Source organism: Kitasatospora sp. P5_F3 (assembly GCF_054049135.1).
Genome location: NZ_JBFUMY010000072.1, coordinates 1 through 25,245 on the forward strand (window position 1 = coordinate 1; position 25,245 = coordinate 25,245).

The 25,245-nt window shown below is 70.2% G+C and carries 24 protein-coding genes, 1 tRNA gene and 2 pseudogenes; 16 read left to right on the forward strand and 11 right to left on the reverse strand.

Annotated features, from left to right (window positions below):
• From ACXJMZ_RS30225 to ACXJMZ_RS30250, 6 genes and pseudogenes are all read left to right on the forward strand, one after another.
• Window positions 1-194: pseudogene (locus ACXJMZ_RS30225) on the forward strand (hypothetical protein); the annotation flags it as partial.
• 432 nt (window positions 195-626) lie between these two features.
• On the forward strand, window positions 627-1,328 hold the full coding sequence (locus ACXJMZ_RS30230; RefSeq protein ID WP_457033212.1) for a helix-turn-helix domain-containing protein: 702 nt from the start codon (window positions 627-629) through the stop codon (window positions 1,326-1,328).
• A gap of 95 nt (window positions 1,329-1,423) precedes the next feature.
• The gene (locus ACXJMZ_RS30235) at window positions 1,424-1,978 is read left to right on the forward strand and encodes a dihydrofolate reductase family protein (RefSeq protein WP_457033213.1); all 555 of its coding nucleotides are present in this window, start codon (window positions 1,424-1,426) and stop codon (window positions 1,976-1,978) included.
• Between the two features lie 578 nt (window positions 1,979-2,556).
• Complete coding sequence (locus tag ACXJMZ_RS30240) at window positions 2,557-2,775, forward strand: hypothetical protein (RefSeq protein ID WP_457033214.1); 219 nt, start codon at window positions 2,557-2,559, stop codon at window positions 2,773-2,775.
• Window positions 2,776-3,311: 536 nt separating this feature from the next.
• Entirely contained in the window at window positions 3,312-4,064 is a 753-nt protein-coding gene (locus tag ACXJMZ_RS30245) for a hypothetical protein (protein WP_457033215.1), read from the forward strand.
• A 159-nt stretch (window positions 4,065-4,223) separates the two neighbouring features.
• On the forward strand, window positions 4,224-4,751 hold the full coding sequence (locus tag ACXJMZ_RS30250) for an SMI1/KNR4 family protein (RefSeq protein WP_457033245.1): 528 nt from the start codon (window positions 4,224-4,226) through the stop codon (window positions 4,749-4,751).
• Between the two features lie 635 nt (window positions 4,752-5,386).
• On the opposite strand, the gene ACXJMZ_RS30255 is transcribed toward ACXJMZ_RS30250, so the two are convergent.
• Both ACXJMZ_RS30255 and ACXJMZ_RS30260 read right to left on the reverse strand, forming a co-directional pair.
• On the reverse strand, window positions 5,387-6,049 hold the full coding sequence (locus ACXJMZ_RS30255) for a TetR/AcrR family transcriptional regulator (RefSeq protein WP_457033216.1): 663 nt from the start codon (window positions 6,047-6,049) through the stop codon (window positions 5,387-5,389).
• Between the two features lie 77 nt (window positions 6,050-6,126).
• On the reverse strand, window positions 6,127-6,852 hold the full coding sequence (locus tag ACXJMZ_RS30260; RefSeq protein ID WP_457033217.1) for a DUF2306 domain-containing protein: 726 nt from the start codon (window positions 6,850-6,852) through the stop codon (window positions 6,127-6,129).
• A gap of 920 nt (window positions 6,853-7,772) precedes the next feature.
• Between ACXJMZ_RS30260 and ACXJMZ_RS30265 the strand changes: the two genes are divergently transcribed.
• Entirely contained in the window at window positions 7,773-8,567 is a 795-nt protein-coding gene (locus ACXJMZ_RS30265; protein ID WP_457033218.1) for an SAM-dependent methyltransferase, read from the forward strand.
• 132 nt (window positions 8,568-8,699) lie between these two features.
• Here ACXJMZ_RS30265 and ACXJMZ_RS30270 read toward each other — a convergent pair whose 3' ends face one another.
• From ACXJMZ_RS30270 to ACXJMZ_RS30285, 4 genes are all read right to left on the reverse strand, one after another.
• On the reverse strand, window positions 8,700-8,855 hold the full coding sequence (locus ACXJMZ_RS30270; RefSeq protein WP_457033219.1) for a hypothetical protein: 156 nt from the start codon (window positions 8,853-8,855) through the stop codon (window positions 8,700-8,702).
• Between the two features lie 351 nt (window positions 8,856-9,206).
• Window positions 9,207-9,299: transfer RNA gene (locus ACXJMZ_RS30275), tRNA-OTHER, on the reverse strand.
• Between the two features lie 163 nt (window positions 9,300-9,462).
• Window positions 9,463-11,313, reverse strand: coding sequence for a hypothetical protein (locus ACXJMZ_RS30280; protein WP_457033220.1), 1,851 nt, complete (start codon window positions 11,311-11,313; stop codon window positions 9,463-9,465).
• Window positions 11,314-11,760: 447 nt separating this feature from the next.
• The gene (locus ACXJMZ_RS30285) at window positions 11,761-12,060 is read right to left on the reverse strand and encodes a DUF4193 domain-containing protein (protein WP_457033221.1); all 300 of its coding nucleotides are present in this window, start codon (window positions 12,058-12,060) and stop codon (window positions 11,761-11,763) included.
• Between the two features lie 653 nt (window positions 12,061-12,713).
• Here ACXJMZ_RS30285 and ACXJMZ_RS30290 point away from each other — a divergent pair.
• Complete coding sequence (locus tag ACXJMZ_RS30290; protein WP_457033222.1) at window positions 12,714-13,133, forward strand: DUF6924 domain-containing protein; 420 nt, start codon at window positions 12,714-12,716, stop codon at window positions 13,131-13,133.
• Window positions 13,134-13,175: 42 nt separating this feature from the next.
• Here the strand turns inward: ACXJMZ_RS30290 and ACXJMZ_RS30295 are convergent, their stop codons facing one another.
• A complete protein-coding gene (locus ACXJMZ_RS30295) occupies window positions 13,176-13,667 on the reverse strand; it encodes a hypothetical protein (protein ID WP_457033223.1) in 492 nt (163 codons plus the stop codon).
• A 425-nt stretch (window positions 13,668-14,092) separates the two neighbouring features.
• On the opposite strand from ACXJMZ_RS30295, the gene ACXJMZ_RS30300 reads away from it, so the two are divergent.
• The 4 genes and pseudogenes from ACXJMZ_RS30300 to ACXJMZ_RS30315 all read left to right on the forward strand — a co-directional run bounded on the left by ACXJMZ_RS30300 (window position 14,093) and on the right by ACXJMZ_RS30315 (window position 18,235).
• Window positions 14,093-14,665 carry an SMI1/KNR4 family protein gene (locus ACXJMZ_RS30300; protein ID WP_457033224.1) on the forward strand — a complete coding sequence of 191 codons (573 nt, stop codon included), beginning with the start codon at window positions 14,093-14,095 and terminating at the stop codon, window positions 14,663-14,665.
• A 178-nt stretch (window positions 14,666-14,843) separates the two neighbouring features.
• A pseudogene (locus ACXJMZ_RS30305) lies at window positions 14,844-16,287 on the forward strand (NF041680 family putative transposase).
• Window positions 16,288-16,366: 79 nt separating this feature from the next.
• Window positions 16,367-16,681, forward strand: a complete 315-nt coding sequence (locus ACXJMZ_RS30310) for a hypothetical protein (RefSeq protein WP_457033225.1) — start codon at window positions 16,367-16,369, stop codon at window positions 16,679-16,681.
• A gap of 123 nt (window positions 16,682-16,804) precedes the next feature.
• Window positions 16,805-18,235, forward strand: coding sequence for an NF041680 family putative transposase (locus ACXJMZ_RS30315; RefSeq protein WP_457033226.1), 1,431 nt, complete (start codon window positions 16,805-16,807; stop codon window positions 18,233-18,235).
• Between the two features lie 98 nt (window positions 18,236-18,333).
• Here ACXJMZ_RS30315 and ACXJMZ_RS30320 read toward each other — a convergent pair whose 3' ends face one another.
• Both ACXJMZ_RS30320 and ACXJMZ_RS30325 read right to left on the reverse strand, forming a co-directional pair.
• The gene (locus ACXJMZ_RS30320) at window positions 18,334-19,311 is read right to left on the reverse strand and encodes a hypothetical protein (RefSeq protein WP_457033227.1); all 978 of its coding nucleotides are present in this window, start codon (window positions 19,309-19,311) and stop codon (window positions 18,334-18,336) included.
• A gap of 108 nt (window positions 19,312-19,419) precedes the next feature.
• Window positions 19,420-19,578 carry a hypothetical protein gene (locus ACXJMZ_RS30325; RefSeq protein WP_457033228.1) on the reverse strand — a complete coding sequence of 53 codons (159 nt, stop codon included), beginning with the start codon at window positions 19,576-19,578 and terminating at the stop codon, window positions 19,420-19,422.
• 287 nt (window positions 19,579-19,865) lie between these two features.
• Here ACXJMZ_RS30325 and ACXJMZ_RS30330 point away from each other — a divergent pair, with 287 nt between their 5' ends.
• Window positions 19,866-20,525, forward strand: a complete 660-nt coding sequence (locus ACXJMZ_RS30330) for a hypothetical protein (protein WP_457033229.1) — start codon at window positions 19,866-19,868, stop codon at window positions 20,523-20,525.
• Window positions 20,526-20,800: 275 nt separating this feature from the next.
• Here ACXJMZ_RS30330 and ACXJMZ_RS30335 read toward each other — a convergent pair whose 3' ends face one another.
• The gene (locus tag ACXJMZ_RS30335; protein WP_457033230.1) at window positions 20,801-21,607 is read right to left on the reverse strand and encodes a class I SAM-dependent DNA methyltransferase; all 807 of its coding nucleotides are present in this window, start codon (window positions 21,605-21,607) and stop codon (window positions 20,801-20,803) included.
• Between the two features lie 11 nt (window positions 21,608-21,618).
• On the opposite strand from ACXJMZ_RS30335, the gene ACXJMZ_RS30340 reads away from it, so the two are divergent.
• Window positions 21,619-21,861 (forward strand): hypothetical protein, encoded by a 243-nt coding sequence (locus tag ACXJMZ_RS30340; protein ID WP_457033231.1) that lies wholly within the window; start codon window positions 21,619-21,621, stop codon window positions 21,859-21,861.
• Window positions 21,862-21,891: 30 nt separating this feature from the next.
• On the opposite strand, the gene ACXJMZ_RS30345 is transcribed toward ACXJMZ_RS30340, so the two are convergent.
• The gene (locus ACXJMZ_RS30345) at window positions 21,892-22,305 is read right to left on the reverse strand and encodes a hypothetical protein (protein WP_457033232.1); all 414 of its coding nucleotides are present in this window, start codon (window positions 22,303-22,305) and stop codon (window positions 21,892-21,894) included.
• Between the two features lie 72 nt (window positions 22,306-22,377).
• On the opposite strand from ACXJMZ_RS30345, the gene ACXJMZ_RS30350 reads away from it, so the two are divergent.
• Both ACXJMZ_RS30350 and ACXJMZ_RS30355 read left to right on the forward strand, forming a co-directional pair.
• Entirely contained in the window at window positions 22,378-22,962 is a 585-nt protein-coding gene (locus ACXJMZ_RS30350) for a helicase associated domain-containing protein (protein WP_457033233.1), read from the forward strand.
• 240 nt (window positions 22,963-23,202) lie between these two features.
• A complete protein-coding gene (locus ACXJMZ_RS30355) occupies window positions 23,203-25,191 on the forward strand; it encodes a hypothetical protein (RefSeq protein WP_457033234.1) in 1,989 nt (662 codons plus the stop codon).
• Window positions 25,192-25,245 lie beyond the last annotated feature (54 nt).

The following is a 25,245-nucleotide window of genomic DNA, read 5'->3' on the forward strand; positions in this document are numbered from 1 at the left end:
CCGCCAAGCCGTACCAGCCCGGCCCGCTCGGCGGATCCCTCGAGTGCCTCAGCCTGCCCGAGTCCGCCACCGCCACCGACGTCATCTGCGGCTGGGCCGACACCACCACCGCCGCCGTCGCACTCTTCCCCCGCACCACACCGGCTGACGCTGCCCGCCTCTTCATCGCCATGCGCGCCGACCTCGAACACTGACCGCCCCGACCACCGCACCCGCATGGCCGGGGCCATGCGGTAGGACCCCCGCTGGTCTCCGAGCGGGTGGCAGCTGGGCCGTAAGCCGGTCCACTGCGGCGGGACTCCACGTCGCTCGACCGCTTCGAGATGCTGGTCGGACACCTTGATGCCCGGCCAGCCCTCGTCCCACCCCGTGCTGCCCGGTGCCGGCAGTGGCTGATCGTGGCCCGGCCAGGGGTCCAGGACGACTGTCTCGACTTCGTACGAGCCGGACGCCCACCACACCCGCCGGTCACCGAACCGAGCTGACTCCGTCACACGACAACGCCCATCAGCCCATCAACGCCTCATTCACCGGTCAACCTACCGAGCAACACCACTAGTTGGTGCCTTTGGGGTGTCAGACTGGTGGTCTCGGGCGGGCCGAGGTGGAAGGCGAAGGGGATCGGGTTGGGTCTGGTGATCGAGAGCCGGCCGTCGGAGCTGGCGTACGTCGAGCGGGTGTGGCGCAGTCGCAGCGAGGACGTCGGGCGGATGATGTCGGTCGCGACGTCACACTGGGAGCTGGTGTTCTGGGAACACGAGGGTCAGGTGCAGGCGGCGGTGCTGGGTCCGGAGGCGAGGGCGTCCTGGGCGCCGGTGCCCGGGGACGCCGCCTTCTTCGGGATCAGTTTCGCGCTGGGTACGTCGATGCCGCACATCCCGGTCAGCAGGCTGGTGGGGGGCAACGCAGAGATCCCCGACGTGACGCGGCGTTCGTTGTGGTTGAAGGGCTCCGCCTGGCACGTTCCCAACTACGACAACGCCGAGGCGTTCGTGCTGCGGATGGTGCGCGAGGGCATCGTGGACCTGGACCCGGTGGTGGCCGCCGTGCTCGGCGGCGCCCACCCGGATGTCTCCGATCGAACCTTGCAGCGTCGGTTCGTCGCGGCGACCGGCCTGACCCAGGGCGCGGTGCGGCAGATCCACCGGGCCCGCCAGGCCGCGGTGCTGATCCAGGAGGGGGAGCCGGTCCAGGAGCTGGTGCACCGGCTGGGGTACTTCGACCAGCCGCACCTGGCACGGTCGTTGAAGCGGTACGTCGGGCGGACCGCGACCGAGCTGAGCGCCGTGAACACGTCGGAGCCGCTGTCGCTTCTGTACAAGACCTGACCCTCGGCGCGCGCCTAGTGTTCACTCCGTAGCCGACGGGGTCGGCCCGCTCCGGTCGGGGCGGGCGGAGGACCCCGACTCATCGTGGAGGAATCATGCGCAAGGTTGTCTCGGGTCTGTTCGTCTCGCTCGACGGTGTCGCGCAGGCGCCGAACGAGTGGCAGTTCGCGTTCGACGAGGAGATGGGCGCGGCGTTGGCCGGCACGTTGGAGTCGGCGGACACGATCCTGCTGGGCCGGGTGACGTTCACCGAGTGGGCCGGGTACTGGCCGACGGTGACCAGTGGTGACGACGCCGGTTTCGCGAAGTGGATCAACGACTCGCCCAAGTACGTCGTGTCCTCGACGCTGGACAGCGTCGCGGACTGGGGAAACAGCACGCTGGTCAAGGGCGATCTGGAGGCCGCGGTCAACGAGCTCAGGGCGGGCGAGGGCAAGGACATCACCGTCGCGGGCAGCCCGTCGCTGGTGCGCTCGCTGCTGGAGCTGGATCTGCTGGACGAGCTGGTGCTGCTGATCCACCCGGTAGTGGCCGGTGAGGGGCGCAAGAAGCTGTTCGCCGACGACGGTGCGCTGAAGAAGCTGCAGTTGGTGAGTGCCCAGCCGACCAGCAGCGGGGTGATCATTGCGACCTACCGCCCGGCGCGCTGAGCCGGCGCGAACCGGACGCGGGCGACCTGGAGTGCTTCGGCGACACTTTCTTGGTCGAGCGATGAGACCAGCTGCGCGGCGGCGAACGCCGTCCGGGGCCGGGAGCATCTGGCGATCGCCGAGGCCCGCCCCGCAGGGCAGTGGGCCTGCAAGGACGGCAGCTCGTTCACCGGCTCCTACCGGCTCGCGACGACCCTGACCTGCGCCCACCGCTGCCCGGCCCCGGCCTTGGTCGCCCTCTGTCACCAGCGATGGGAGCACGAATCGGCCTACCTCGCGCGGCACACCCTCCTGCGGGGCCGGGTGCTGCGATCGGGTGACCGGATCGGCGTCGAGCAGGAGATGTGGGGCCTGCTCGCGCCCTACCAGGCCCTGCGGACGGTCATGGTGGAGGCCGCGCCGAGTCCCAGCCAGGCACCGACCCGGACCGCTGCGGTTTCACCGTCGCCCTGCACACAGCCCGAGATCTGGTCGTCCAAGCCGCCGGCATCACCAGCAACGGCACGATCGGCGTCATCGGCCGGCGGATCCTGGCCGGGCTCCTCCCACCGAGACGACCCCGGGTCAGCACCCGCAAGGTGAAGTCACCGATCTCCCGCTACAACGACCGCCGCAGGCAGCACGTCCTGGAACTCCTCCAAGCGGACCGCGACCGCCACTGGCACCCGCGTGACCTTGCCCGCCACCTCGGCGACGTCACTCTGGGCACCATGCGCCGACAACTCGACCGATGGTCCCGCAACGGACTCATCCACAAAGCCGGTCCTGCCACCTACACCAGCCAGGGCGACCCATAAACCCCCTGCCACCAGCGCGTATACGTTAGCTACCCGGCCTTGGAGCAAGCTCACGTCGAGCAGCACTTCCGCATCGGCCGATTGAATCGGAGTCGTAGCTCGGGCGCTGTGGTGCCCGATCCGACGCTGCTGACGGGTCATCCCAAAGAAGTGCGATGGTTGGCGTACGGTCGCCGTCCGGGCCCGGCCCGGTGGCGGCCGACTGCTGCTCCCGCCGGGTGTTGCCGGACTGGAGCCTGCCGTGGTCTGTCGCAGGGGTTGTCTGGTGGGTTGTCGCGCCGGGATGCTGTCGCGTTCTGTGACGTGCGCGGATGGCCTGGCTCCCCTGTGCTTGGCCCGGGCGCGACAGCCGCCCCCGCCGCTGCTCCCGCCCGGCCTGCCAGCTGTCCGCAGACCCGAACCGCCGGCCGGGCCGTGGTCGATCTTCGCCCTCTCCCGCTGCTGTCCGCTGCGCGCGGCCAAGAACCGCCGGAAGACAAGGCACAGTCTCTACGGCTGGGCCGTTTCCTTCGGATCTTGCTTGTCATACTTCCGGAATGGATATGCAGGCCGTAGAGGCGGCGCGGCGTTGGTTGGCTGATCAGGGCGTCCGCCAGGTGCGCGACGGGTGGGTGAGCTGTGAGAAGCCGGACGTGCTGCTCACAGGAAGCGATGTGGCGCTTTCCTGGGCCTGCGATGTGTTTGTCGAAGACCTGGACGCGGCCGACCAACTGCGGTTGGCCTTCGGGCTGCTGGATCTCCTCGGCGACTACTGGGTGACGTGCGAGATCCGGTTCGCGCACCACGGCGCAGAAGGCCCTCTGCCCACCGACGTGTTGTGGGACGGCTACCGCCGACGGTTGGAGGCGGACAGGGATGCCGAGGCCGTCACCTACTCGCTGTGGGTGGACTGGTTCGAGGACCACAGCACTTCCGCGACGGCCTTTGCCGAAGTGCTCGGTAACGACATCGACCGAGTGGTGGCCGATCGATCCGAAGCCCTGCTCCGCCGGGCCTGCCGGGTTCTGGAGCACTCAGGCCCGGTGGACTGGCCCGTGAAGGAGCCGACGTACCGCACTGCCATGCGGCTCCCCGCCCTGCACCCGGCACTCTTCCGCGCCATGCTGGCGAGCTACCACGACGTCTACGGCGACCTGGAACCGACCGCCGCACTGGCCTTCCTCGACCAGCTGGATCTCCCGACGAACACCCAAGACCTTGCAGAACTCCGCCACGTGCTCACTGCGGGGCACGAGAACCACTACCGCAGCCCCGATGCCTGGGACGATGCAGTTCGCTCCCGCTCCTGAGGCGTGGCCCTGGCGGCCGGCCCCAGGCTCGACCCCTCGGCGCTCCGGCTGCGCCCGGTGCTGGCCGTCGGGCCGTACGGCAGTCGGTTCCGGTCGCCTGGCCGGGTGCTGGGACGCGGCTGTCCCAGCACTGTCTGACCAGGCCGTTAGCGTGTGCGGGTGACGCTCACTGATGACCGGCAGTTCCCTGACGCCCTTGCTGCTGCGCTGGCTGTCCCGTTCGACTACGCAGGCGGTGACGGTGTCGACTTCGAACCCTTCACTGCCTTCCTCTCCGCCGAGGAGACCACTGGCTGGTTCCGGGCCTGGACCGGGAACGCTGAGCTGAGCGGGGACGATTTTCGTGTGTTCGGCCAGGACGGCTCAGGCGGGTATGCGGCTTTCTGGCTCGTCCGGCCGGGCCGACCGCTCGCTGATCAACCCGTTGTCTTCCTCGGATCCGAAGGGGAGACCGGAGTTGTCGCACAGGACCTGGCCGGCTTCCTGTGGCTGCTGGCCGGCGGCCTCGGCCCGTGGGAAGCAGCCACCTCGTACGAGCCTGACTGGACCCCGCATCCCAGTAGTGAACTGGCGGCCGTGGCAGAGCGGTTCGCGCCCGACCGGCGCCGGCCGGCAACTACCGTGATCGAGCAGGCCACCGCAGAGTTCCCCGGCTTCGACGACACCATCACGGAACTCTGCCGCTGAACCCAGTAGGTCAGCCCACCGTCTGACTCGCGGTCAAGATCGCCTGGCAATCGATCAAGATCGCTTGTCAGAGGACAACTGTCGGGGGAGGTGGTCGGTCAGGCCGACGCCTGTTCCGGTTGCTGTCGGTCCGTCAGGCGGTCGCCCTGTCCTGGGCTGCCGGCCGTCATGGCTGGGGGCCCTGGGGTGGTGGCCGTTCCCGGTGGTGGTAGGTGGCCGGGCCGTGTCGGGCCCGGCCACCCGTTGTCGGCTGCGCCTGGCCGGGTTGCTGGGGACGCGCAGGTGGGATTTCGCATCGAGGTCAGTACCGGTTCCTACCGCGGCGGTTCGCTGCTCGGTTGCTTGCCGACTGACTCGGAGTCGTAGTCGCGGGGGTCGCCGGTGTGCTTGGTCCGGTGCCAGTCCGATCGGCCTGCCGGGCAGCTGGCGGATTCAACTGGTCGTCGCAACACCCCGTGCGCCTGAGACGGGTCATTTCGGAGCCACTCGGACAGCGAATCAGGGCCACAGCACGTTCGGCCGGCCGACGCCCGGGATCTCATGATCAACAGTGAGCTCCAGAGCGACCCCGATCRCTCCGGCCGACGCCCACGACGTAGTGCGTATGCCGGGTTGCCGGTCATCTCAGGCAGCCCCTACCCCAGCGCCGTGACTCCCAGCAGCAGGACGCGCAGGCCGTTGTCGATCGCCGCGCGCTGCTCGGCGGCCGGGAGGTCGGGCTGCAGGTTGACGAGGATGGTGGCCAGTCCGTGCACGGTGGCCCAGCTGGCCATCACCGCCGCGCCGGTTTCCTCCGGCGGTAGGCATCCCGCCTCGGTCAGCCGGTTGAGCGCTGCCAGGAGGATCGCGTCCGGCTGCGGCTGACCCTCGGTGTCGGGGTCCGGCTCGTAGCCGGGCGATCCCGGGGTGCCCACACCCGAGGGGTTGCCGTCCATGGCGGTGCGGAACAACCCCGGCTCGTCGAGTGCGAACTGTACGTACGCACGGCCGACTTCGCTCAGGTGGAGCTCCGCCGCCGCGCGCGGGTCCGGGGGCTCCGGGACGGCCGCGACGTGCGCCGCCATGGCCGCTCCCAGCTCGCGCAGGGCCTGCTTGGCGACCGCCGCCTTCAGCCCGGCCAGGGTCTTGAAGTGGCCGTACGCGGAGTTGGGCGCGACCTCGACGAGGCGGGCGACCTCGCGCAGGACCACCGCTTCGGGCCCGCCGGTGCGGGCCAGTTCGATGCCCGCTCTGATGAGTGCCGCCCGCAGGTCGCCGTGGTGGTAGGTGGGGCGGGCGCGGCGGGTCGGCTGGGTCATGTACGGATCCTGGCACGGACGTGTGCCGGGCAGCCACTTGCTCCCCTGGTCCTGCCGCTCCGATCGGTGGTCCTGGGCTACGGGGTGACGAGCCGCAGGCCCGGGAGGTCGCGGCGACGGATCATCAGCTCGGCGACGACGATGTTGGGCAGCCAGCACAGGAACGGGACCGCGGCGTAGGCCTGACGGACCATCTGGTCCACGTCGCCCCCGGCGGCACGGCCGGCCAGCACCTGGACCAGGATCAGTATGCCGAACCAGAGTCGTAGGGTCGGCGCCGCGAAGGTCAGGGCGAAGCTGCGGATCATCCAGGCCTGGTGCGCGGCGAAGTCGCCCTTTCGGGCCGCCCGGTAGCCACGGTAGGTGGTCCACCCCCACAGGACGGCGAGGCTGCCGAAGCCGAAGAACCCGGCGAACGCCACGGAGTTGAAGAACGACATGACCAACGCCGCCACCGAGCCGATTCCGACAGCGACCACGTAGCCGCGCCCGATCCAGCGGTGCACGCGGGGGTAGCGGCGACGGATCGCACGGACGAACTGGAACGGGCCGACGGCCAGGGCCAGGCCGGCCGTGACGATGTGGACGTAGAAGGCGACCTGGACCGCGAACGGCCGGTCCGCGTAGGTCGGCGCGAGGCCGACCTTGTCGGCGGCGAGGGCCTGCAGGCTGCCGGCCGCGTACTGGCCGACGGAGTAGCCGGTGATCGCCACCGACAGCAGCAGCATCACGGTCCAGCTGAAACGGGAGCCGCGTCGGGGCGAGTTGGTGGCTGTCGGCGGGCGTGGGGTCAGTACGGACATGGCGGAGGGGCCCTCTTTCGGGGCGAGGCGAGGCACGGGAACGGCGGCACGAGCTCAATCTGTACAGTGTGAGTTTTAGTGCCCGCCCGGCACACGTGTCAACAGCCTCCGAAAGCGCACAGGCCAAGGCACCACGGGAAGATGACGGTGGCTCAACTCACGGCCAGGCCCTGGACCGGACGGCCGAAGAACGGAGCGAGAACGAATCCGGCGGCACTCATCGCCATACCGGCCGGCGCGGATCCGGCAAGCGTTTGGCGCCCCTTCACCTACACCACCCCAGGCCAACATCACCGGACACAACAACGCGAACATCTCCCCCCGCCGCTGCGCCCCCTCGATGTCCAGGGGACTGCTGATGGCGCCCGCCAGGGCGAGGGGCACACCCTGCCGACGGGCGGTGTCCTGCCAGGCCTGAGAGCTCTTCAGAGCGCCCTCGCAGAACGGGGACCCGGCCGGGCCGGTCACGGCGAGGACGTCACCGGCCACCTCCAGGACGGCCGCGGCCCAGCCCGGGGAGTCGTCGAACCGCGCCCAGCCGCCGGATCCGAGCCTGCCCGCGTCTGGTTCTTGGCCGGAGACCGGGGGCCTGGAGGTCAGCGAAGTCGGTGTGGGCCGCCTCGACGACCTCCGGGTACGGCCTGGCCTTCTTGTGCTCGGCGAGCGCCCGGTAGATGGTGGCCAGCCCCGGGGCCTGGCCCTTGCGCCTGCCGGTGGATCAGGAACGGGCGGATCTGCTTGATACCCCTCGTGTCCGACCTGCAGCGGTACAGGTCCTGCTGACCGCAGACCTGGATCACCTCTCCTGTTGCTGGCTAGGATCGGTTTGTGACGGTCCATCAGAGTGGGCTGCGTGAACAGGGGTGGATGCTATGACGGACGGCACCAGTTGGATGAGGCACAGGCTTCAGGAGCCGGCGGTGGAGTCGGTGGACCTGCGCATCGACCTCCCGCACTCGGCCCGGATGTACGATTTCTGGCTCGGTGGTAAGACGAACTTTCCCCCGGACCGGGCCCTTGGCGAGGCATTCGAGCAGGCGATTCCCAGTATCAAGGTCATGGCCCGGGAGAACCGCAGGTTCCTGGGCCGTGCGGTGCGCTACTTGGCCGGCGAGGCGGGTATCCGCCAGTTCCTCGACATCGGTACCGGCATCCCCACCGAGGGGAACACTCACGAGGTCGCCCAGGCCGCGGCCCCGGACAGCCGGGTCGTCTATGTCGACAACGACCCGATCGTCCTGGCCCACGCCCGTGCGCTGATGGACAGCACCGGCTCCGGCCGCACCGCCTACCTTCACGCCGACCTGATGGAACCGGAGAAGATCCTCGCCGAWCCGGCCCTGGCCCGCACCCTGGACCTCGACCAGCCGGTGGGTCTGACCCTGGTGGCCGTCCTCATGCTGATCGCCGACCGGGACGACCCCTGGGCCAAGGCCAGGGTGCTGATGGACGCCCTGGCCCCCGGCAGTTACATGGCGATCACCCACCCCGGAACGGACTTCAACCCGACCGCGATGGCTGCGGTGGTCGAAGCCGCAGCCAAGGGGAACATGACGCTGGTGCCGCGCACCCGCGAAGAGGTGGCGCGATTTTTCGGTGACTGGGAGCTCGTGGACCCGGGCGTCGTGCCCGTCATGGGCTGGCGTCCTGAGGGCGACGCGCCCGCCGACCCCACCGCCGCCTACTACTGGTCGGGCCTGGCCCGCAAGCGGTGACCCGGCCGGCACTGCGCCTTCCCGCCCGGTCGCCTCGCTCGGGTGCGACCTTCCCGCCATGAGCAGCTAGTGGCTTTGCTCGGAAGGTTGACCTGTGACTGAGGCGTTGATGGGCGTCGTCGGGTGACGGGTTCAGCTCGGTTCGGTGGCGGGCGGCTGTGGTGAGCGTCCGGCTCGTACGAAGTCGAGGTAGTCGTCGTGGGCGATGCCGGCGCCCACCCACCGGTCGGGGGCGGCTCCGGTGCCGACCTCGGCGATCGCCATGGCGGCCGGATCTTCTTCGGTCATGGCGATCCCTTGGCCGGTGTCCTCCTCGCCGTCGGAATCGAGTGCTCGGTGGGATTGGCGAGGTGCGACTCGCGGATGCTCCTCCACCTACGTGTGCAGGCGTCGCGGTCGTCGAGGAGCGAGGTCGAGGCCGCCGTCCCCTCGTAGTGGATCTTGACGCCGCGGGTGGTGGCTTGCAGGGGAGCGGCGGACTCAGGCCAGCCGAAGGCCGCGCGTTCGATGAGCTTCTGGGTCAGCCTGACCGGGCGGCCGACCCGGCGACCACGGCCGGGGCCCACTCCGGCTCCGGCACTCCGGCCGCCACGAACTGACGGGCCCCCCGTACCGGCCCGCGGGGCGGAGAAGGCAGGGCGGAGAGGGCAGGATTCGAACCTGCGCGGGCCCGAAGGCCCTGCTCGGCTGTTGCCAGCCTGGCACCCGATCAGCCGCTCCGGGCACCTCTCCCAGCCTCGGGGACGGTGCGTTGTCCCTTCCGGCGTGACACCACTGTGCCCGGCGGACCTGACGCCGCCCTGACACCGTCCTGACCCTGCGCTGACAGCCGGCACCCGTGGACGGGACGGAACACAGCGAGGGGGCMCGCGGCCCSCGGGGCCCCGCGCCAGCGTCAGCTCACGTTGAAGTAGTAGTAGTACGTCTCGTACGTCCGCCCGTCCCGGTCGGTCGGGTAGACGGAGAGGATGTGCTGCCCGCTGGTGTCCGGGGTCCAGGAGACCTGCGCCGTGCCGTCCGCCGCTGCGGCGACGGTGGTCTCGGCACCGAAGTCGAGGGCGTAGGTGTAGGACGCCGTGTTCTTCACCTTCGGAGCGAAGGTGAACACGCCGGTGACCCCGACCCCGCCACCGGCGGTGCCGGATCCCGTGTCCTCCGGGTAGGTCTCGGAGGTGACGGTGGGACTGGTGTCCACGTAGGCGAACAGCCGGTTGGAGGAGCTGACCCAGCCGTTCGGGCTGTGGCTGCGCACCGTGATGAGGCTGCCGCCCGCGTTGGCGAGGGCGAGTGTCACCGAGGCGGTGCCGTCCGCGGCGGCCGCCACGGTCTGCGGCGTGTCGTAGTTCACCTGCACGGTGTAGCTGTCCACTGCGGCCAGGCTCGCGTTGGGCGCCAGCTGCAGGGTGAAGGGCGTGTCCAGCAGTACTGGTGTCGGCAGGCCGGTCACCACGGGCATGGTGCTGGGGACGTAGAACCGGTAGCTGGTCGTGGGCGAGGGGTTGCCCGCCCGGTCGAGGCTACGGACGAAGAGCGTGGCCGGGCCGTCGTCCGGCGGTGACAGAGTGAGCTTCACCGCGCCACCGAGCAGGGGAGCCCGGACGCGGCCCGGCAGGGTGTACGGGTCGGTCCACTGCGGCAGCCCGTTCGGGCCGTCGGACCAGCCGTCGACGGGGAAGTCCTGGGCCCAGCCGTACTGGTAACCCTCCACGTCCGCAGTCGAGTTCGAGGTGAGCGTGAACTCGGCCGGGACCCCGCCGGGCCCGATCTGGCCCTCCGGGAAGTTCGCCGAGGTCACCACGGGTGCGGCGGTGGGTCGGGTGACGTCGACGTGGAAGGTGCAGGGCTTGGACCAGGCGGACAGCTCGGTGCCGTCGCCGCCCCGGACCTGCCAGGCGTACGTTCCGCCGTCGGCGAGCACGCCCGGCGGCACGCTCGCGGCCCTCCCGCGGTCCTTGATCATGTTGTCGCGGGTGAACTCGGTGCGCTGCTCCGGGTGCCCCACCGGCCAGACCGCGAAGGTGCCCGTGAGGTACTCGTCGTTCGAGTCGGCGTCGTGCAGCATCGCCGTCAGCGGCGGCGTCAGAGTCCCCAGGTACGGGCGCGCCTTGTCGGCGCAGGTGTACTGCTGGCTGTAAAGGTCGGTGGGCACGCCAGGCGCGGTGTTGGACGTGGCGTACATGATCATGCGGGGGCTGAGCCGACGCCCCAGCGCGGTGTTAGCCTCGTCCGCGTCGGACAGCCGCAGCTCGACGGAGAGCGTGTGGCTACCGGACGCGGCGGCGCTCGCGGCCGCGCTGCTCAGGTCCAGCCGCAGGTACGAGGCAGGGCCGCCGGCCGTGGTGGCCACCGTGCCCAGCAGCTTCTTCTCGGCGGGCGCCCGGCGCCAGGTGACCGGGGTGGTCGGCGTCGCGGTCTGCCAGACCTCGACGGTGCGCGGGACGTAGCTCGTGGCCGAGGTCTCACCGAACAGGAACCAGCCGGCCACCACGTGCTTCCCGGTGTCCTTGGCGGCGAAGCCCGCCAGGTCGAAGGAGGCGTAGACCCGCGACTTGTGGGTGGTGCCCTGCTCGTCGAGCCAGCTGCCCAGCGGCAGTTCGCCCGTCGGCTGCGGGTAACTCGTCGTCGGCGTGGTCGCGTCGGTGTACGCCAGCGAGACCTGCGGCACCTGCTGGATCGGCGGCGCAGCGGCAGCCGACGAGGCGGACAGCATCACCCCCGCGAAGGCAACTGCGGCTGCAGTGACCAAGGTTGCAGGACGAATGCCCCGCCACCGTCCTATATGTCTTGCCATGGTTGGAAAACCCCTCCCCCAGCGCCCCGAAGGGCGATGTCGTATGGCGGGCACTCTAGTGTCAAGATCCGACAGGCGCGAAGGAGTTGTGGCGTCCCCCGGGGAGCAGCCGGCCGCGCGTGGTGGGGAGGGGCGCGGCGGCCCAGAAGGGCCGCCGGAGGAGACGGATACACGGGTGGCCGGGTGGTGGCGGCCGGCCGGGCTGGGGCCCCGCTGGGGCGGGGTCCGCCCCGCCCCGCCCCGCCCCGGCCTGGTCGGGTCTGGTGTGGCAGTTCCCGGGGGGACTACCCGGCCGGGAGTCGGCGCCGGGTAGTCCCCCCGGCCGCTGCCTGCCTTCGCCTGCCCGGCCGGCGCGAGAGTCGCAAAGGCTCCGGGCTGGCCGTCGCCCGTTGTACGGGCGGGTCAGTCGCAGTCGTTGCAGATCGGCTGGTTGTTCTTGAGACGGGCGAGCCTGCTGCGGTGGTGGACCAGGAAGCAGCTCGCGCAGGTGAACTCGTCGTTCAGCATCGGCTGGACGGCGACGGTGAGCTCCTCACCGGAGAGGTCGGCGCCCGGCAGCTCCGATCCGTCGGCGGCTTCCAGCGCGTCGATGGCGTCGATGGCGGAGGCCGCCTTGTCGCTGCGGTGGGCCTTCAGCTCCTCGATGCTGTCCGTCGAGCTGTCGTCGTCGGTCTTGCGCGGAGCGTCGTAGTCAGTTGCCACAGATGGTCCTGTCGTTGTAGTTGTGCCGGCCGCCGCCGAAGCTGTCGACCAGCACCGGATTGCGCCTCGCCATGCTGCGGGGCCGCGGTACCGCCCGCCGTCCCCGCTGACGTCACGTCCGTAGTGGTGTGCGGAGTGTAGTTGACCTTGTGGTGGTGGAGACCTCGGGTACGGCCGAACTCGTCGCCCGGTACGACAAGAGGTTCCTGTCGCAGACCGAACTGACCTACCTCTGCACCCCCGGCCGACCGGAGCCGACCGTCCTCGGGGTCGATTGGGTCCGCCTCGGTCTGGCGACCTGCATCGAGGCTAACTCCCCTCGCTGTTCGCCGAGGACGAGCGCCTGGACGTCGACTGCGTCCTTCTCTGGGGCAGCCTTCGCGTTGCGTGGCGATGCAGAGTGAATCGACGCAGCTCAGCAGCGGTGCTGAGGACGCTATCGACTGCAACAGGTGTTGTGCCATCCCGCTCCGGAGCGATGGGCCTGCCTGGCGGCCCCCTTGCCGGTGAGGCCAAGCGAAGTCGGCGTCAGAACCCGGTGAAACAGTCAGGCCCTGAACCACACGGACAAGGCAGGAGGAACGTGCACGTGTTGCCGGAGATCATCAGACTCGACGAGCCTGCTGTTCTGATCATCAGAACCGATTACGAGGATGAGGCGGCATGGCGGGCGATGGTGGAGGAGGTTTCCCGGCCGTGGGGGGGAGGGCGGAGAGTACGAGGCCGAGGTCCACCTGGTCGACGACCCGGTCTGGGCCGGGGCGACAGTCGAGGCAGTGGTCACTGCAGTGAGCCGGGACGAGTATCTCGACGTGGTCTTCGTCGCCGACGACATCACGATGAAGTCCGCCCAGCACGCCCTGCTCGCCATCGACCCCTCCCACGAGGACGAGGACCTCGACCCCATGTACTACCAGGAGCTGATCGACTTCCCGTCGGCCCGCGAGTTCCGCGCCACTCCGGCTGCGGCGCTTGGCGTGCATGCGCATTTGTCGATCGGGAACATGGACTTCCAGGAGTTTGCCGAGAGCGCCCGCGCCGACCCCGCAGGCGTCCTTCGCCCCGTGAGATGAAGCCGCTGGCCCGCTTCAGCGGGCTCGCGGCTTCGGAGCCGATCAGTCGCGCTGGTCGAGGGCCCGGGTCAGGTCCCTGTCTGCCGCCCGCGCTGCGTCGAGATCGGCCCGGCCGTCCTTCAGGTGGCCGACCAGCCCGGCACCGTGCCGACGACGACCCCAGGAGCCGCACCCGCACAGCGTTCTGACCCGCCCCCCGGGAAGCGCAGTCGTCCGTACGAGCCGGACACCGTGACGGCGCTCAGCGCCCGGGACGTCACCTTGGAGACCGCCCCGCAAACCTTGATGGTCACCGAGGCGGGCCGCGCCGGCCGGGACGGAGTCCAGCAGTTCGGCGACGGCCAGGTTCTCCTCGGCAGCGAGCCGCAGGTCCTCCACCGCCGTACTCACCGAGGCGGCCGAGGTGCCGACCAGGACCATCAGCACGCTGGGGAACGCTTCCAGCGCCGCTCCCAGACGCGCCCCGTGCCGTCCGAGCCGGGCTGCTGCTGCTCCTGGCCGCCGTACCCGGTGCCGCTGCTCCCTGAACGGCACGTGCTGTTCGGTGAGCTCGTTCGCTGTGCCGGGCTGCTGCTCCCGGCCACCGTCGCCTGCTGCTGCTACTGCTGGTCGCTGGTGGCGTGCTGTTCGCCCGTCGGTGCCTGTCCGAGTCCCTCCTGACAGCCCGTCATCCTGCTGTGTTCTCAGGCCCGGACCTGGTTTCACCCGGTCGTGTCGGCCGGTCGCCCTCTCGCACCGCGCCGAGGCTGTGCTTGCCGTTTAACCGTTTGCCTCGCCGCCCACGTCACCCGACCGGTCTGGCGCTGGCGGGAGTCGAGCTGTTGCCGACTGTGCGACCGTCAGAGCGGCGTGGTGGAACAGGACCCGCCGGCGGCGAGGCGCGGATCGGCCAGGGCGGGCGGCTGGCCGCCATGCCACCCGACACCGGGACGACGATGCCACCATGACAGCCTGAGCCGGTGGAAGATCTCATTGGTATCCAGACACCGCACCGCCGTCTGATCGACCCTGACGAGGCGATCACGGAACTTGAGCGTGCCGTACCCGGCTTCAGCTCGCTTCGCCTCGCGGTGCCTCAGACCTTTGACTGGCCGGCACTCGAAGGCGCGCTGGGAGCTTCGCTCCCTGCCGACTACAAGCGGCTCTGCGAGCTCTACCCCACATTCGTGCTCGGCGACTTCCTCTCCGTCTACTACCCGGGGGCTGGTCGCGAGCAGGACTGGCCGCAGGGTATCCAGGAGGATCTGGAGACCGTCATGGAGTGGTGCGAGGACAACGAACCCGTCATCCCGTTGCACCCGTACCCCGCCCCGGGCGGCTTGCTCCCCTGGGGTGGGTCGAACCAGGGTGACTTCTTCCTGTGGAGCACCAGCACGGCAGGCCCGCAGGAGTGGACGGTCACCGTGGCCTCACGCAATGGTGACTGGTGGCACTACAGCGGCGGGCTGGTGCAGTTTTTGGCCGAGCTGATCAGCGGTGTGCTGGAGCCATGGGGACTGCCCGTGATCCGGCCCGAGGCCTACAAATGGTGAGGTGCCGGCATCGAGCTCGGCCCTCCTGCTGGTAGCCGGGGCGTTCGCTGCAGCACGCGCAGCCGTCTGCGAAGAACGACTTGCCTGTCACCCGTACGGGGATATGGCGGACACCCGAGCGGCCTTCACGTGATCCTGAACTCGGCTACGAGGTACGGAAATCGACGTGAAGGCCGTGGTGACGAGTTTGACGAAGAACGATGCTCGACGGGAGGCGTTCGCGGAACTGTCACGCTTCCGGGCGGACTTCTACGACTGCCTGGACGGACGTCGGGACGCGCTGTTCGAGCTGGCCGACGCGCTGTTGTGTACGGACGGGCCGGTGAAGACGTTGGTGGACTTGTCGCTGTCGCCGGAACACCGGCGCGGGCACGGCGCCATGTAGGGCGCGCTCAACAAGGGGCATCTGAACGTCGAGCGGCTGCGGCGCACGGTGGCCGGCCTGCCGCTTCCCCGGGCTGCGGACGGTTGCCTGGTTCTGGCAGTGGACGTCTCGCCCTGGCTGCGGCCGGACGCCGCGACCGCGCCGGACCGCTCGTTCTGCCACACCTACGGCCGGGGCAAGGACGAGCACCGGATGATCCCCGGCTGGCCCTACTCGGTCGTCGCCGCGCTGGAGACCGGCCGCACCTCCTGGACCGCGATCCTGGACGCCATCCGGCTGGAGCCCGGCGCGGACGTCGCAGCCATCACGGCAGTCCAACTCCGTTGTGTGGTTGAGGGGTTGCTCGATGCCGGTCAGTGGCGCGAGGGTGACCCGGAGATCCTGGTCGTCCTGGACGCCGGATACGACGCGCCCCGGATCTACCACCTACTGGCCGGTCTGCCGGTGCAGGTCCTCGGCCGTTTGCGTTCGACCCCGGGTCTACAACCCGACCGGTGGCCGGCCGCCCAGACACGGGGCTGAGTTCGTCTTCGGCCAGAGCGACACCTGGGGCGAGGAACAGGCAGTGACCGCCACCGACACCCGCCTCTACGGCAAGGCCACCGCCCGGGCCTGGGACCGGCTCCACCCGCGGCTGACCCGGCGCGGGGCCTGGCTGGAGCACGCCGACGAGTTGCCGATCATCGAGGGCACCGTCATCCGCCTGAGCGTGGAGAGGCTGCCCAGCGGCGGGGTCAACAAGCCGGTCTGGCCCTGGTGGTCCGGTACCGGAGCCACCCTCACCGATGTCGACCGCTGCTGACAGTCGTTCCTGCGGCGCTTCGACATCGAGCACACGTTCCGCCTGTTCAAGCAGACCCTGGGCTGGACGAAGCCGAGGCTTCGCAGCCCGGAGGCAGCCGATCGGTGGACGTGGCTGGTGATCACCGCCCACACCCAGCTCCGGCTCGCCCGCCCGTTGGCCGACGACCTCCGCCGTCCCTGGGAGAAGCGGGCCGAGCCGAACAGGCTGACCCCGGCCCGGGTCAGACGGGGGTTCAGGAACCTCCACGCGCAGACTCCGACACCAGCGCGTGCACCCAAACCTTCCCGGCCCGGCCCCGGGCGCCCGCTCGGTTCGAGAAATAGCCGTTCGGCAACCCGTCACGACGTGGGACGGGTCCTCGCCACCGGCGAGGCGTACACCAGACCCGCCCATCACAAGAAGGGCACCAAGCCCCGCCGCCTGGATAAATGACAAGCTGTGAGCTTGTTCTTTAACCACTGGGGTTCTGGAGACAGTGTGAACGCGCGTCAGATGTTGGATGATTCGGCGCATGAGTGAACTGATCCGGGGCAGGGTGTGGGGGCCCGCCGACCGTAGCGGTGGCCCGCTTGATGATGTTGTCGATGGTGCCCGCCGCGTTCTGCCTGGGCTCAGGGTCGAACGGCTGCAGGTGACCCACCCCGGCGACGACGACAACGTGTACTTCCTCAGCGTCGGCTCTGGCGTCGGCTGCGTCCAAGTCGATTCGGGCGAGCAAGGCCAGCCACCGTTCGTTGTCGAGGGTGCCAGCCGCACAGACACGTCCGACCCCGCAGAAGCTCTCGCGGCCGTCTGCGGAGAATTTGGAGTCGTTGGCAAGCCGTAGCAGCGGCCTGCCGGGAGGGCGACCTGTGCGGTTTCCCGATTCGCCGGACAGCAGTATGGCCTTGGCGTGATCATGTGCGCTGCGAAGCACCTATGATCACCAACCAAGGCCGTAAGGACGAGTGTGCTGGAGGACGCTGCCCGCGTCGAGTCCCTGTCCGTGCTGTCCAGGTTCCGGAGCGACTTCTACGACTGCCTGACCGCCCGCGCGGATGCCCTGTTCGAGCTGACCGACGCCCTGCTCTGCACGGACGGGCCGGTCAAGGCCCTCGTCGACCTCGCGCTGGCGCCCGAGCACCGTCGCGGACACGGCGCCCTCTACGACGCGCTGAACGGCGGCTGGATCGAGGCGGACCGGCTGCGGACAGCACTGGCCGCTCTACCGCTGCCCCGCACCGCCGACGGGCGGATCGTCCTGGCGGTGGACATCAGCTCCTGGCTGCGATCGGACGCCGCGACCAGCCCGGACAGGCTGTTCTGCCACGTCCACGGGTGCGCGAAGAACGCCGCGCAGTTGATCCCCGGCTGGCCCTACTCCTTCGTCGTCGCGCTGGAGAGCGGCCGCACCTCCTGGACCGGGATCCTGGACGCCGTCCGCCTCGGCCCCGAGGACGACGCCACCGCCGTGACCGCCGACCAGCTCCGCGCCGTCGTCGAGCGGCTGGTCGCTGCCGGACACTGGGCCCAGGGTGACCCGGACGTCCTGGTGGTCATGGACGCCGGCTACGACGTCACCCGCCTGGCGTTCGTCATCGCCGACCTGCCCGTCGAACTCCTTGGACGCATCCGCTCCGACCGGGTCCTGCGACGCCCGAAGCCGCCCAGACTTCCCGGCACCAACGGCCGCCCGCCCAAGCACGGGCCCGAGTTCGCCCTCAACAAGCCCGCCACCTGGCACGCCCCGGAGCACACCACCACGACCTCCACCACCCGCTACGGCACCGCCACCGCCGACAGCTGGGACCGAATGCACCCCCGGCTCACCCACCGCACCTGCTGGCTCGACCACGACGGTGAACTGCCCGTCATCGAGGGCACGTTGGTCCGCCTGGAGGTTGATCACCTGCCCGGCGACCGCGATCCCAAGCCGGTGTGGCTGTGGTCCTCGGCCACCGGCGCCACCGCCGCCGACGTCGATCGCTGGTGGCAGTCCTACCTCCGCAGATGCGACCTGGAACACACCTTCCGGCTGTTCAAACAGACCCTCGGCTGGACCCGCCCCAGACTCCGCTCCCCGGCAGCAGCCGACCACTGGACCTGGATCGTCATCACTACCCACACCCAGCTCCGCCTCGCCCGCCCACTCGCTGAAGACCTCCGCCGACCCTGGGAGAAGCCCGCCGCCCCGGGCCGGCTCACACCGGCCCGCGTCCGCCGCGGGTTCAGGAACATCCGCCCGATCAGCACACTTCCCGCCAGAGCACCGAAACCCGGCAAACCCGGCCCCGGACGGCCACCCGGCTCCAGGAACCGCACACCTGCACCCCGCCACGACGTCGTAAAGATCGTCAAACGCGACCTCACCATGACCGAACACCAAGATCGCAGAAGTTAAAGAACAAGGTGAGAGTCGGTGCGGTAAGTGTGTGCCGTCCCCGGGACGGTGCTGCCGAGGCGGCGGCGGGAAGGCGAGCGGAGCGCCCGGTGCGGTGGTCAGTCAGTCTCTGCCCCTGCGATCAGCGCATCGAGCGCCGTGCGCAGCTGGGCCAGTTCGGCCGGGGTGGGATCGGCTGGTTCGTGCGGCACCAGCGCGGCGGGGTTCACCACGGGGGTGGTGCCCTGTGGGTGAGGCGTACCCGTGGCGCGGGCGAGCAACGCGCTGGTGTCGGGTGGCGGGGTGCCCAGGTTGTCGCTGAGCCGCCGCAGTGCGGCCGCGAGCGGGGGGTGCGGGAAGGGAAAGTCGGCGGGGAGCAGGCAGGCCTGCTGGGTATGGTCGTCGCCACGGAAGTCCAGGACCCAGTTCTCCCAGCCCGGCAACGTCCTGTTGTGGATGCCGGTCACGGTCTCTACTGCCCAGAGCGAGAGGGTGCGGGTCTGCGGGTCGAGATGGACGCCGCCGTACGGCATGTCGGTGGGCACAGGGGTGGCCGACGAGGCGTGGAGCAGGTCGATCAGGCCGGGGCCTTCGGCGACGTGCTCCATGAGCTCCCGCCCGCTGCCCCACGCGCGAACACTTCCGTCGGGCAGGCGCAGGGAGAGGACGGACCAGGGCTTGGTGTCCTCGGTATCTGCGGACCAGAACGGCTCGGAGGTCTCGAACCAGCCCGGCGCACGGGTCAGGTCCCTGCCAAGGCCTAGGTGATGGGTCAGATCGCCCATGCCGTCGTGTGCGAATCGGATGTCCCAGCCGGGCCATGTCCGAGCCAGTACGGCGCGCGCGGCGAGGTGGTCGGCCCAACTCTCCGCGAAAGCGAACCAGAGCAGGATCCTGCGGTCGTGGTCGACGAGTGCGGCGCCCTCGCACCATACGTCGTCGAGCCATTCGTCGGTCTCCCGGTTAGCGCGAAAGCCGCGTGTCGCCGCGGCCGGACCTGGCAGCAGATCGCTGACCACCCGGTTGGCGGCCCAGTGCGAGTAGTACCGCCGCCAGGCGCCGTTCTCGACCACCACGTACTGCGCTCGTGCTCCCATGACCGGCGAGGCTAGCGTCGCTGGACGACGAGTGGCGAACATTTTCCAGGTAACGAGCCTGGCTGGCCCCCTCCGCCGCGACTGGACCCGCCGCACCGGCGGCCGCTGCTACCCCTGCCACCAGAAACACGAGAAGAAGCAGGAGAAGAAGGCAGCCGCCGCGCGCCAGCGCCTGCTGGACACCCAGAAGGCGAACGCCGAGCTGCGCCCGTGCTGGACCTGCCGGGGCCCGATCGGCGGGAGGGCCGGGTCGCTGCTGGAGCTCACGGAGGAGGCCGGCCCGGAGCGGCTGGAGTGCCCGCAGTGCGTCAGCGACCGGGATCTGGAGGGGCTGGGCCCGCTGGCACTGCCGGCGCCGACCAAGCGGGAGCCGATGACCCTCGAGGCCTGCCTGCCGGGTCGCCACTGCGGCGTCCTACTGCTGCACCGGCCCACCAGAGCCGGTGAGTCGCCGCCAGTGCCCACGCTGGTGCCGTTGGTCCGCTGCTCTTGGCGTCGTGGTCGCCGCACTGCTGCTTCTTGCGGTGGTGCTGACGCACCGTCAGTATTGGTGGATGGAAGCCGAGTCGGCCCCCGCCGTCTGCCGCGTGCCGGTCCGGGGTGCGGCAGGCGTCGTCCTCCCGATCGCCCTGCCCGCCGCGCTGGCGGGCGCGGTGAAGGGGATCACCCTGCTGCACGAGCGCAGCGGTACGCTGCTGTCCATCTCGGCGGGATCGGCCGCAGGTGGCCTCCTGGTAGTGGTGCTGCTGCTCGTATCCGCAGTCTGTCTCCCGGCCGGCCGAACGGGGGCTGCCCTGCTTCTCCTGGGCTCGCTGCTGGTACTGCTGGGTGCCGCCGCTTGGCTGACCGCCGCCGTGAGCGGTTCGGACCAGCGAGCTCTGCACGACCGGGGTGTCGTGGCCTCCGGTGTCATCTACGCCCACCGTCAGTACGGGGGCGGCGGTGGCACAGTGGACCTGCCGCTGACCTTGCTCAGTGACGTTCAGCTGGCCGACGGGTCGACGCTGTCCGTCGAGGCCACCGGCTCCGAGCGCCCCGCTGTGAACAGCGAGGTCAGCGTCACCTACGACCCGCAGGACCGCGTCCCGGCCCGGTTCGGCTCCAGGCCGGGCCTGCCCGGCACCACAGTCACCACCGTTGCCGAGGCCATGGTCGTGACCGGGGCGCTCTGCCTGTCCGCAGTGCTACTGTCCCGCCGCACTTTCGCCCCGTGAGCCACACCCGAACCCGTACTTCTCAGACCCGCTGCGCCGCCCCTGCAGTCGGGCTGCCCCCGATCAGACCTCTCGGGCCACCGCTGCCGGGGAGTGCTCGCCACACCGCCCCCGTGGGCGGTACCGAGCACAACGGTCGTCGGCCGGAGTCACCGCGATGATCGAGGCCGGACCCGAGTGGCGGGCCATCGTCCCCCGGCTCGTCGCCGTCTCCCGAGCCCGCGACCGCGCCGGATTCAAGGTGGTGGCCAGCAGCCGTCGGGCACTCGAACGGTTCAGCCGGTCGTGGCCGTCACGATGACAGGCCCGCGGTCGTATGCGCCGCGGTACGGCGTGCACAGGTCCGCCTCGGTGAGTTCGACCGACGTGAAGCCTGCGAGTCGGAGCAGGGCCAGGACCTCGTGCGCGTGGTACCAGTGCAGCGTCGCCGGGCGGACCTGCGGGCCGGCCAGCACGGCCTCGCCGCGCAGCAGCGTGTATCGGCGCTCCTCCGTCCAGCTCTGCTCCACCGCGTCCTCGGCGAGCATCCGACGCTCGACGCGCAGCGTTTCGCCGGCCTCCAGATCGAGTCGAACGTGCGGTTGCCAGTCCTCGGCCGGGGCGGCAGCGCTCTTGTAGTCGTGGTCGATCGGTTCGAGGTTGAACGCCAGCACACCGCCCGGCTCCAGATGCTCCCGGCAGCGCCGGAACGCCTCGGTCAGGGCCTGCCGGTCGGGCAGGCAGGCGATACTGCCGCAGGGGATGTAGATGGTCCGGTAGCGGTTCGGCAGGTCCAACTCCTGGACCTGCTGGGCGTGCAGAACCGGTGCGAGTCCCTGTTCCGCCGCGCGCTCGCGGCAGACCGCGAGCATCTCCTCCGACGCGTCCAGCCCCTCCACCGGMAGTCCGGCGGCCAGATAGCGGCGTTGCAGCCGACCGGCCCCGACCCCGATTTCCAGCGCCGGCGTTCCCGAGGTGCGGATGATCCGCTCGAAGACCGGGTGGTCCCAACCGGGTTCGTCGTACGCCGCCCAGTGAAGGACCGCCAACCCCCGGTACTGAGCGGTCTGGTCCGGGGCGCTCTTGTCCTCAGTGACCTTCATTCCGCCCATGCTTGCCCGGTCCGGCGCCGCGCCGCAAGCGGATTTCGACATACCCCGCCAGGACGGCCCACCGCGCCCCACGGTCGCTGCTGGAGCTGGACGAGAGGGACGGCCCCGAGCGGTCCCGGCGCGTCGCCGAGCATCACGGCGATGTCACCGAGGCGATGCAGGCCTGGCTGGTGGAGACCGGCCGCGCCGTCGAGGACGCCGACATCGCGTACCTGGAGGTCCGCGGCTGGGTGCCCGACCAGTAGCGGCACCAGCAGCCCCTGTGGCCGGGCGCTTCAGCTGGCGGACGAGTGTCCTGGGTGAGGAGTCGGTCCGCCGGAGACCAGCCACCGCCAGCGTCGGCGCTCCGTGACAACAGTCGCGGCGGCCAGCAGAGTCACGGGGCCGGCCGCCCACACCGGCCAGGCCAGCCACGAGGAAGCCACGGCCGCGGCGAGTTGGAGCAGCACCAGAAGGATTGTCACCCAGCCCGGTACTGCGATGATCACCTGCGCTTTGTCACCCGGAGTGGAGAAGCACGTGGGAAGGCCGACCAAGAGCACGACGGACAGCGCGGCAAGCAGCCAGGAGTGGCCGGCCAGCGCCCAGGGCGTCGCCACCCATGCGACGAGTTCCACCGCGAAGCGCAGAACGGACGCGCCGCGGTCCTCCGGTCGGGCCGAAATCGATTCCCCCACAGTGTTGACCACCTGTGGACGGTTTCACCGCCCGCACCCAACGGTCAAGTGTCTGAGCGCCGTTGCTCGCGAAGCAGGCTTCCCGTGCCCTGTGGAGCCGGCCGCCGCGCGGCCCTGTTGACGCGGCAGCGCAAGAACACGAAGCTGACGGCCACTCAGGACACGAAGCTGACCGCGCTGGACGCGATGTGGCGCCTGGAGCCGGACTGGAACCGCTCCTACCGCCGCCTGCTCGCCTACCTCGCCACCGGCGGAGCCCTGGACGGCCCCGCCAACCGCACCGGCGGCGCCGCGGACCCGGCGTTCCGGCCGGGTGCGTGGCTGCGCAAGCAGGGCAAGGCCCGCACCGACGGCAAGCTGACGGTCCAGCAGATTGCCTTGCTGGACGCGCTGCCCGCCGCTCTCGCCGAGAAGCAGTCCGAGGGTCTGGCCGAGGGTTTGGTCACCTGGTCCGCTGACTGGACGTGTGACGCGTGCCGCGATGGGGGCGGTACCCAGTTCGAGGACGGCACCAGCGTGGACGCCGACCACGACTGCGACCGGGACGACGGGCCCGAGATCGGCTGGGAGGGCCGGGCCGAGTGCTCCGCCTGCGGCTGGTCCACCGAGACCGACTTCACCGACGGCGAGTACATCGAGTCCAACCACCACTGCGCCACCGACCAGTAGCAGCAAACCGCCCACGGGGCGGCCCGGCCCACCGGGCCGCCCCCGCCCGACCGCACGACGAAGGAGACCCGGATGCGCGGCTCCGACTTCTATCTGCGGACCCGGCTCCTCACCGAGGCTGGCCACATCCCCGAGTAGGCCTCCGCGGCCGGCGCCCGGCCGAGGGGCGAATCACCCGATCCGGCGATGGTTAAGGTGCGAACCGAAGTGCCATGCTGAACCTGTTTCCAGGAGGTCCAGATGGTCGAACCCCCGCTGCTTGCCAGCAGCTCCGTCACCACGCTCGGCGGCCGGCACGCGCCCCGCACGCCCGACCGGCCGACCATCGCCAGATTCCGTGCCATTCGCTATCTGTTCTACCGGAAGTCGGAGACCGCCCAGCTGTACTACTGCACCGCGGCCGAGGGCCACGGCTGGAGCGAGCCACACTCGCTGACCAATGCGATCGAGGCGGAGAGCGTGGAGCCGCCCGTCCCGGTGGTGGTCGGCGACCGGCTGTTCGTCGTGCTGCGCGGCGCCCCCGGGCACGAGTCCACCATGTGGGTGGCCTCGACCGGCGACGGTCGCAGCTGGACCAGGCGCGAGGCGGTGCCGGTCGCCGCCACCAGCCACGCTCCCGCCGTCGCCGCGTTCAACGGCATGCTGCTCGTGTTCTACCGGGGCACCTCGGCGGCCGGCACCGCCTACTGCCAAGTGCGCACCCCGAGCGGCGGCTGGGCCAATCCGCAGATCAACATCACCGCCGCCGACCACCGCTGCCGACTCGGCGAGAGCCCGACCGTGACGGTCCACAGGAACCGGCTGCACGTCTTCGGCCGCACGCCGGACGAGCAGCGGCCGTGGCAGATCGCCTCGGAGGACGCCACGCACTGGACGGACTTCGACTACCTCTCGGCGGGTTCGAGCGCGTTCACCCCGGTCGGCGCGGTGTTCCAGGACGAGCTGCACGCCGTGCTGGCGATGCCGACCGTTGGCGACGAGCCGACGCTGGTGGGCACCACCGTGCTGTCGCCCGGATCGGGCTGGTCGGCGGCCACGGCGCTGCCGCTGCCACCGATGCAGCGCCTGGTGGCGCCCGCGGCACCGGTTCCACTGCCCGACCGGTTGGCGGTGGTCGGCGCGCTGGACCGGTCCCTGTGGGCCTTCTCGGCGGTGGCCACCACCGACGGAAGGACGTGGCGCACCGAGATCGACACGCTCGGCCTGATCAACTCGGGGGTGGCTCCCACCGTGCTGCCGACGGGTTACCGGGCCCTGCTCGCCCAAAGCGAGCCAACCGAGGCCGTGCGCACCATGGAACTCCTTGCCCCCGACCCGTGGGGCACCCGGATCACCGACCTGACGCAGGCGCTGAGGTGGACGAAAGATGACGGCGACCTCGCACGGACCTGGTTCGGCCCACACAACTACTGCGACGGTTGGAAGAACCACGTCCAGTCGATGGCGCGCTACCGCGACCGGTACCTGATGCCCCGGAACAGTTGGGAGGACATCCAGGGCCGGGTGCATGTGGTTCCGTTGCATGAGCACGGGCCGCGGCCGTTCTCCTTCGAGGTCCAGCACCCGCGCTATGTGCTCCCGCACACCGGCGGCTGCCAGGTCGTTGGCGACTACCTGGTGCAGGCCGCCGAGGGCGAACACCACGGGGCGGTGTTCTTCTACGACCTGCGACCGGTCGCCGACGGCCTGCTGCCGGTCATGGTCAGCCACGTGGACATGCCCGGCCTGGCGGGATCCGCCGCGCTCACCGCCGTCGGCACCGGGGCGGGGCGGTCCTACCTGCTGGGCGTCTACGACGACGGGCAGGTCACGTTCCTCACCTCCACCGCGGCCCCGCTGTGGTCCCCCGACTGCACGTTCGAGGTGGCCTTCAAGGCCCCCACCGGGAATCCGGGGCCGGACAGCATGGCCCTGCTGACCGACCGGGCCGGGAAGGTCCACCTGCTCTCCTTCACCGGAACCACCGTGCTCGAGGTGCCCAAGGAGGACTGGATCTACCGCTACGAGGTCGACCTGGCGGCCCGCACGATGCACCGCTCGGGCGAACGGCACATGTACACCAGGAACGTAGGCGACACCTTGATCCACTTCCGCTTCGGCGCCGGGCTGTTCCAGCCCGACCAGGACCTGCTGGAGTTCCAGGCCTGCGACCGCAACCCCAGCGGCCTGGGCGTGGACAGCCGCATCTACCTCAACACCTTCCGCTCCACCCACCTCCCCGCGCCGTGAGCTCGGGACACGGGTGTCGACCGAGTGACTTACCCCGGGGGCTATCCGAACGTG

Excerpts from the sequence above, each read along its gene's own strand:
- ACXJMZ_RS30235 (WP_457033213.1), top strand. The coding sequence starts at position 1,424 with ATGCGCAAGGTTGTCTCGGGTCTGTTCGTCTCGCTCGACGGTGTCGCG.
- ACXJMZ_RS30245 (WP_457033215.1), top strand. The coding sequence starts at position 3,312 with ATGGATATGCAGGCCGTAGAGGCGGCGCGGCGTTGGTTGGCTGATCAG.
- ACXJMZ_RS30255 (WP_457033216.1), bottom strand. The coding sequence starts at position 6,049 with ATGACCCAGCCGACCCGCCGCGCCCGCCCCACCTACCACCACGGCGAC.
- ACXJMZ_RS30260 (WP_457033217.1), bottom strand. The coding sequence starts at position 6,852 with ATGTCCGTACTGACCCCACGCCCGCCGACAGCCACCAACTCGCCCCGA.
- ACXJMZ_RS30270 (WP_457033219.1), bottom strand. The coding sequence starts at position 8,855 with ATGACCGAAGAAGATCCGGCCGCCATGGCGATCGCCGAGGTCGGCACC.
- ACXJMZ_RS30290 (WP_457033222.1), top strand. The coding sequence starts at position 12,714 with ATGAGGCGGCATGGCGGGCGATGGTGGAGGAGGTTTCCCGGCCGTGGG.
- ACXJMZ_RS30310 (WP_457033225.1), top strand. The coding sequence starts at position 16,367 with ATGAGTGAACTGATCCGGGGCAGGGTGTGGGGGCCCGCCGACCGTAGC.
- ACXJMZ_RS30320 (WP_457033227.1), bottom strand. The coding sequence starts at position 19,311 with ATGGGAGCACGAGCGCAGTACGTGGTGGTCGAGAACGGCGCCTGGCGG.
- ACXJMZ_RS30330 (WP_457033229.1), top strand. The coding sequence starts at position 19,866 with ATGGAAGCCGAGTCGGCCCCCGCCGTCTGCCGCGTGCCGGTCCGGGGT.
- ACXJMZ_RS30355 (WP_457033234.1), top strand. The coding sequence starts at position 23,203 with ATGGTCGAACCCCCGCTGCTTGCCAGCAGCTCCGTCACCACGCTCGGC.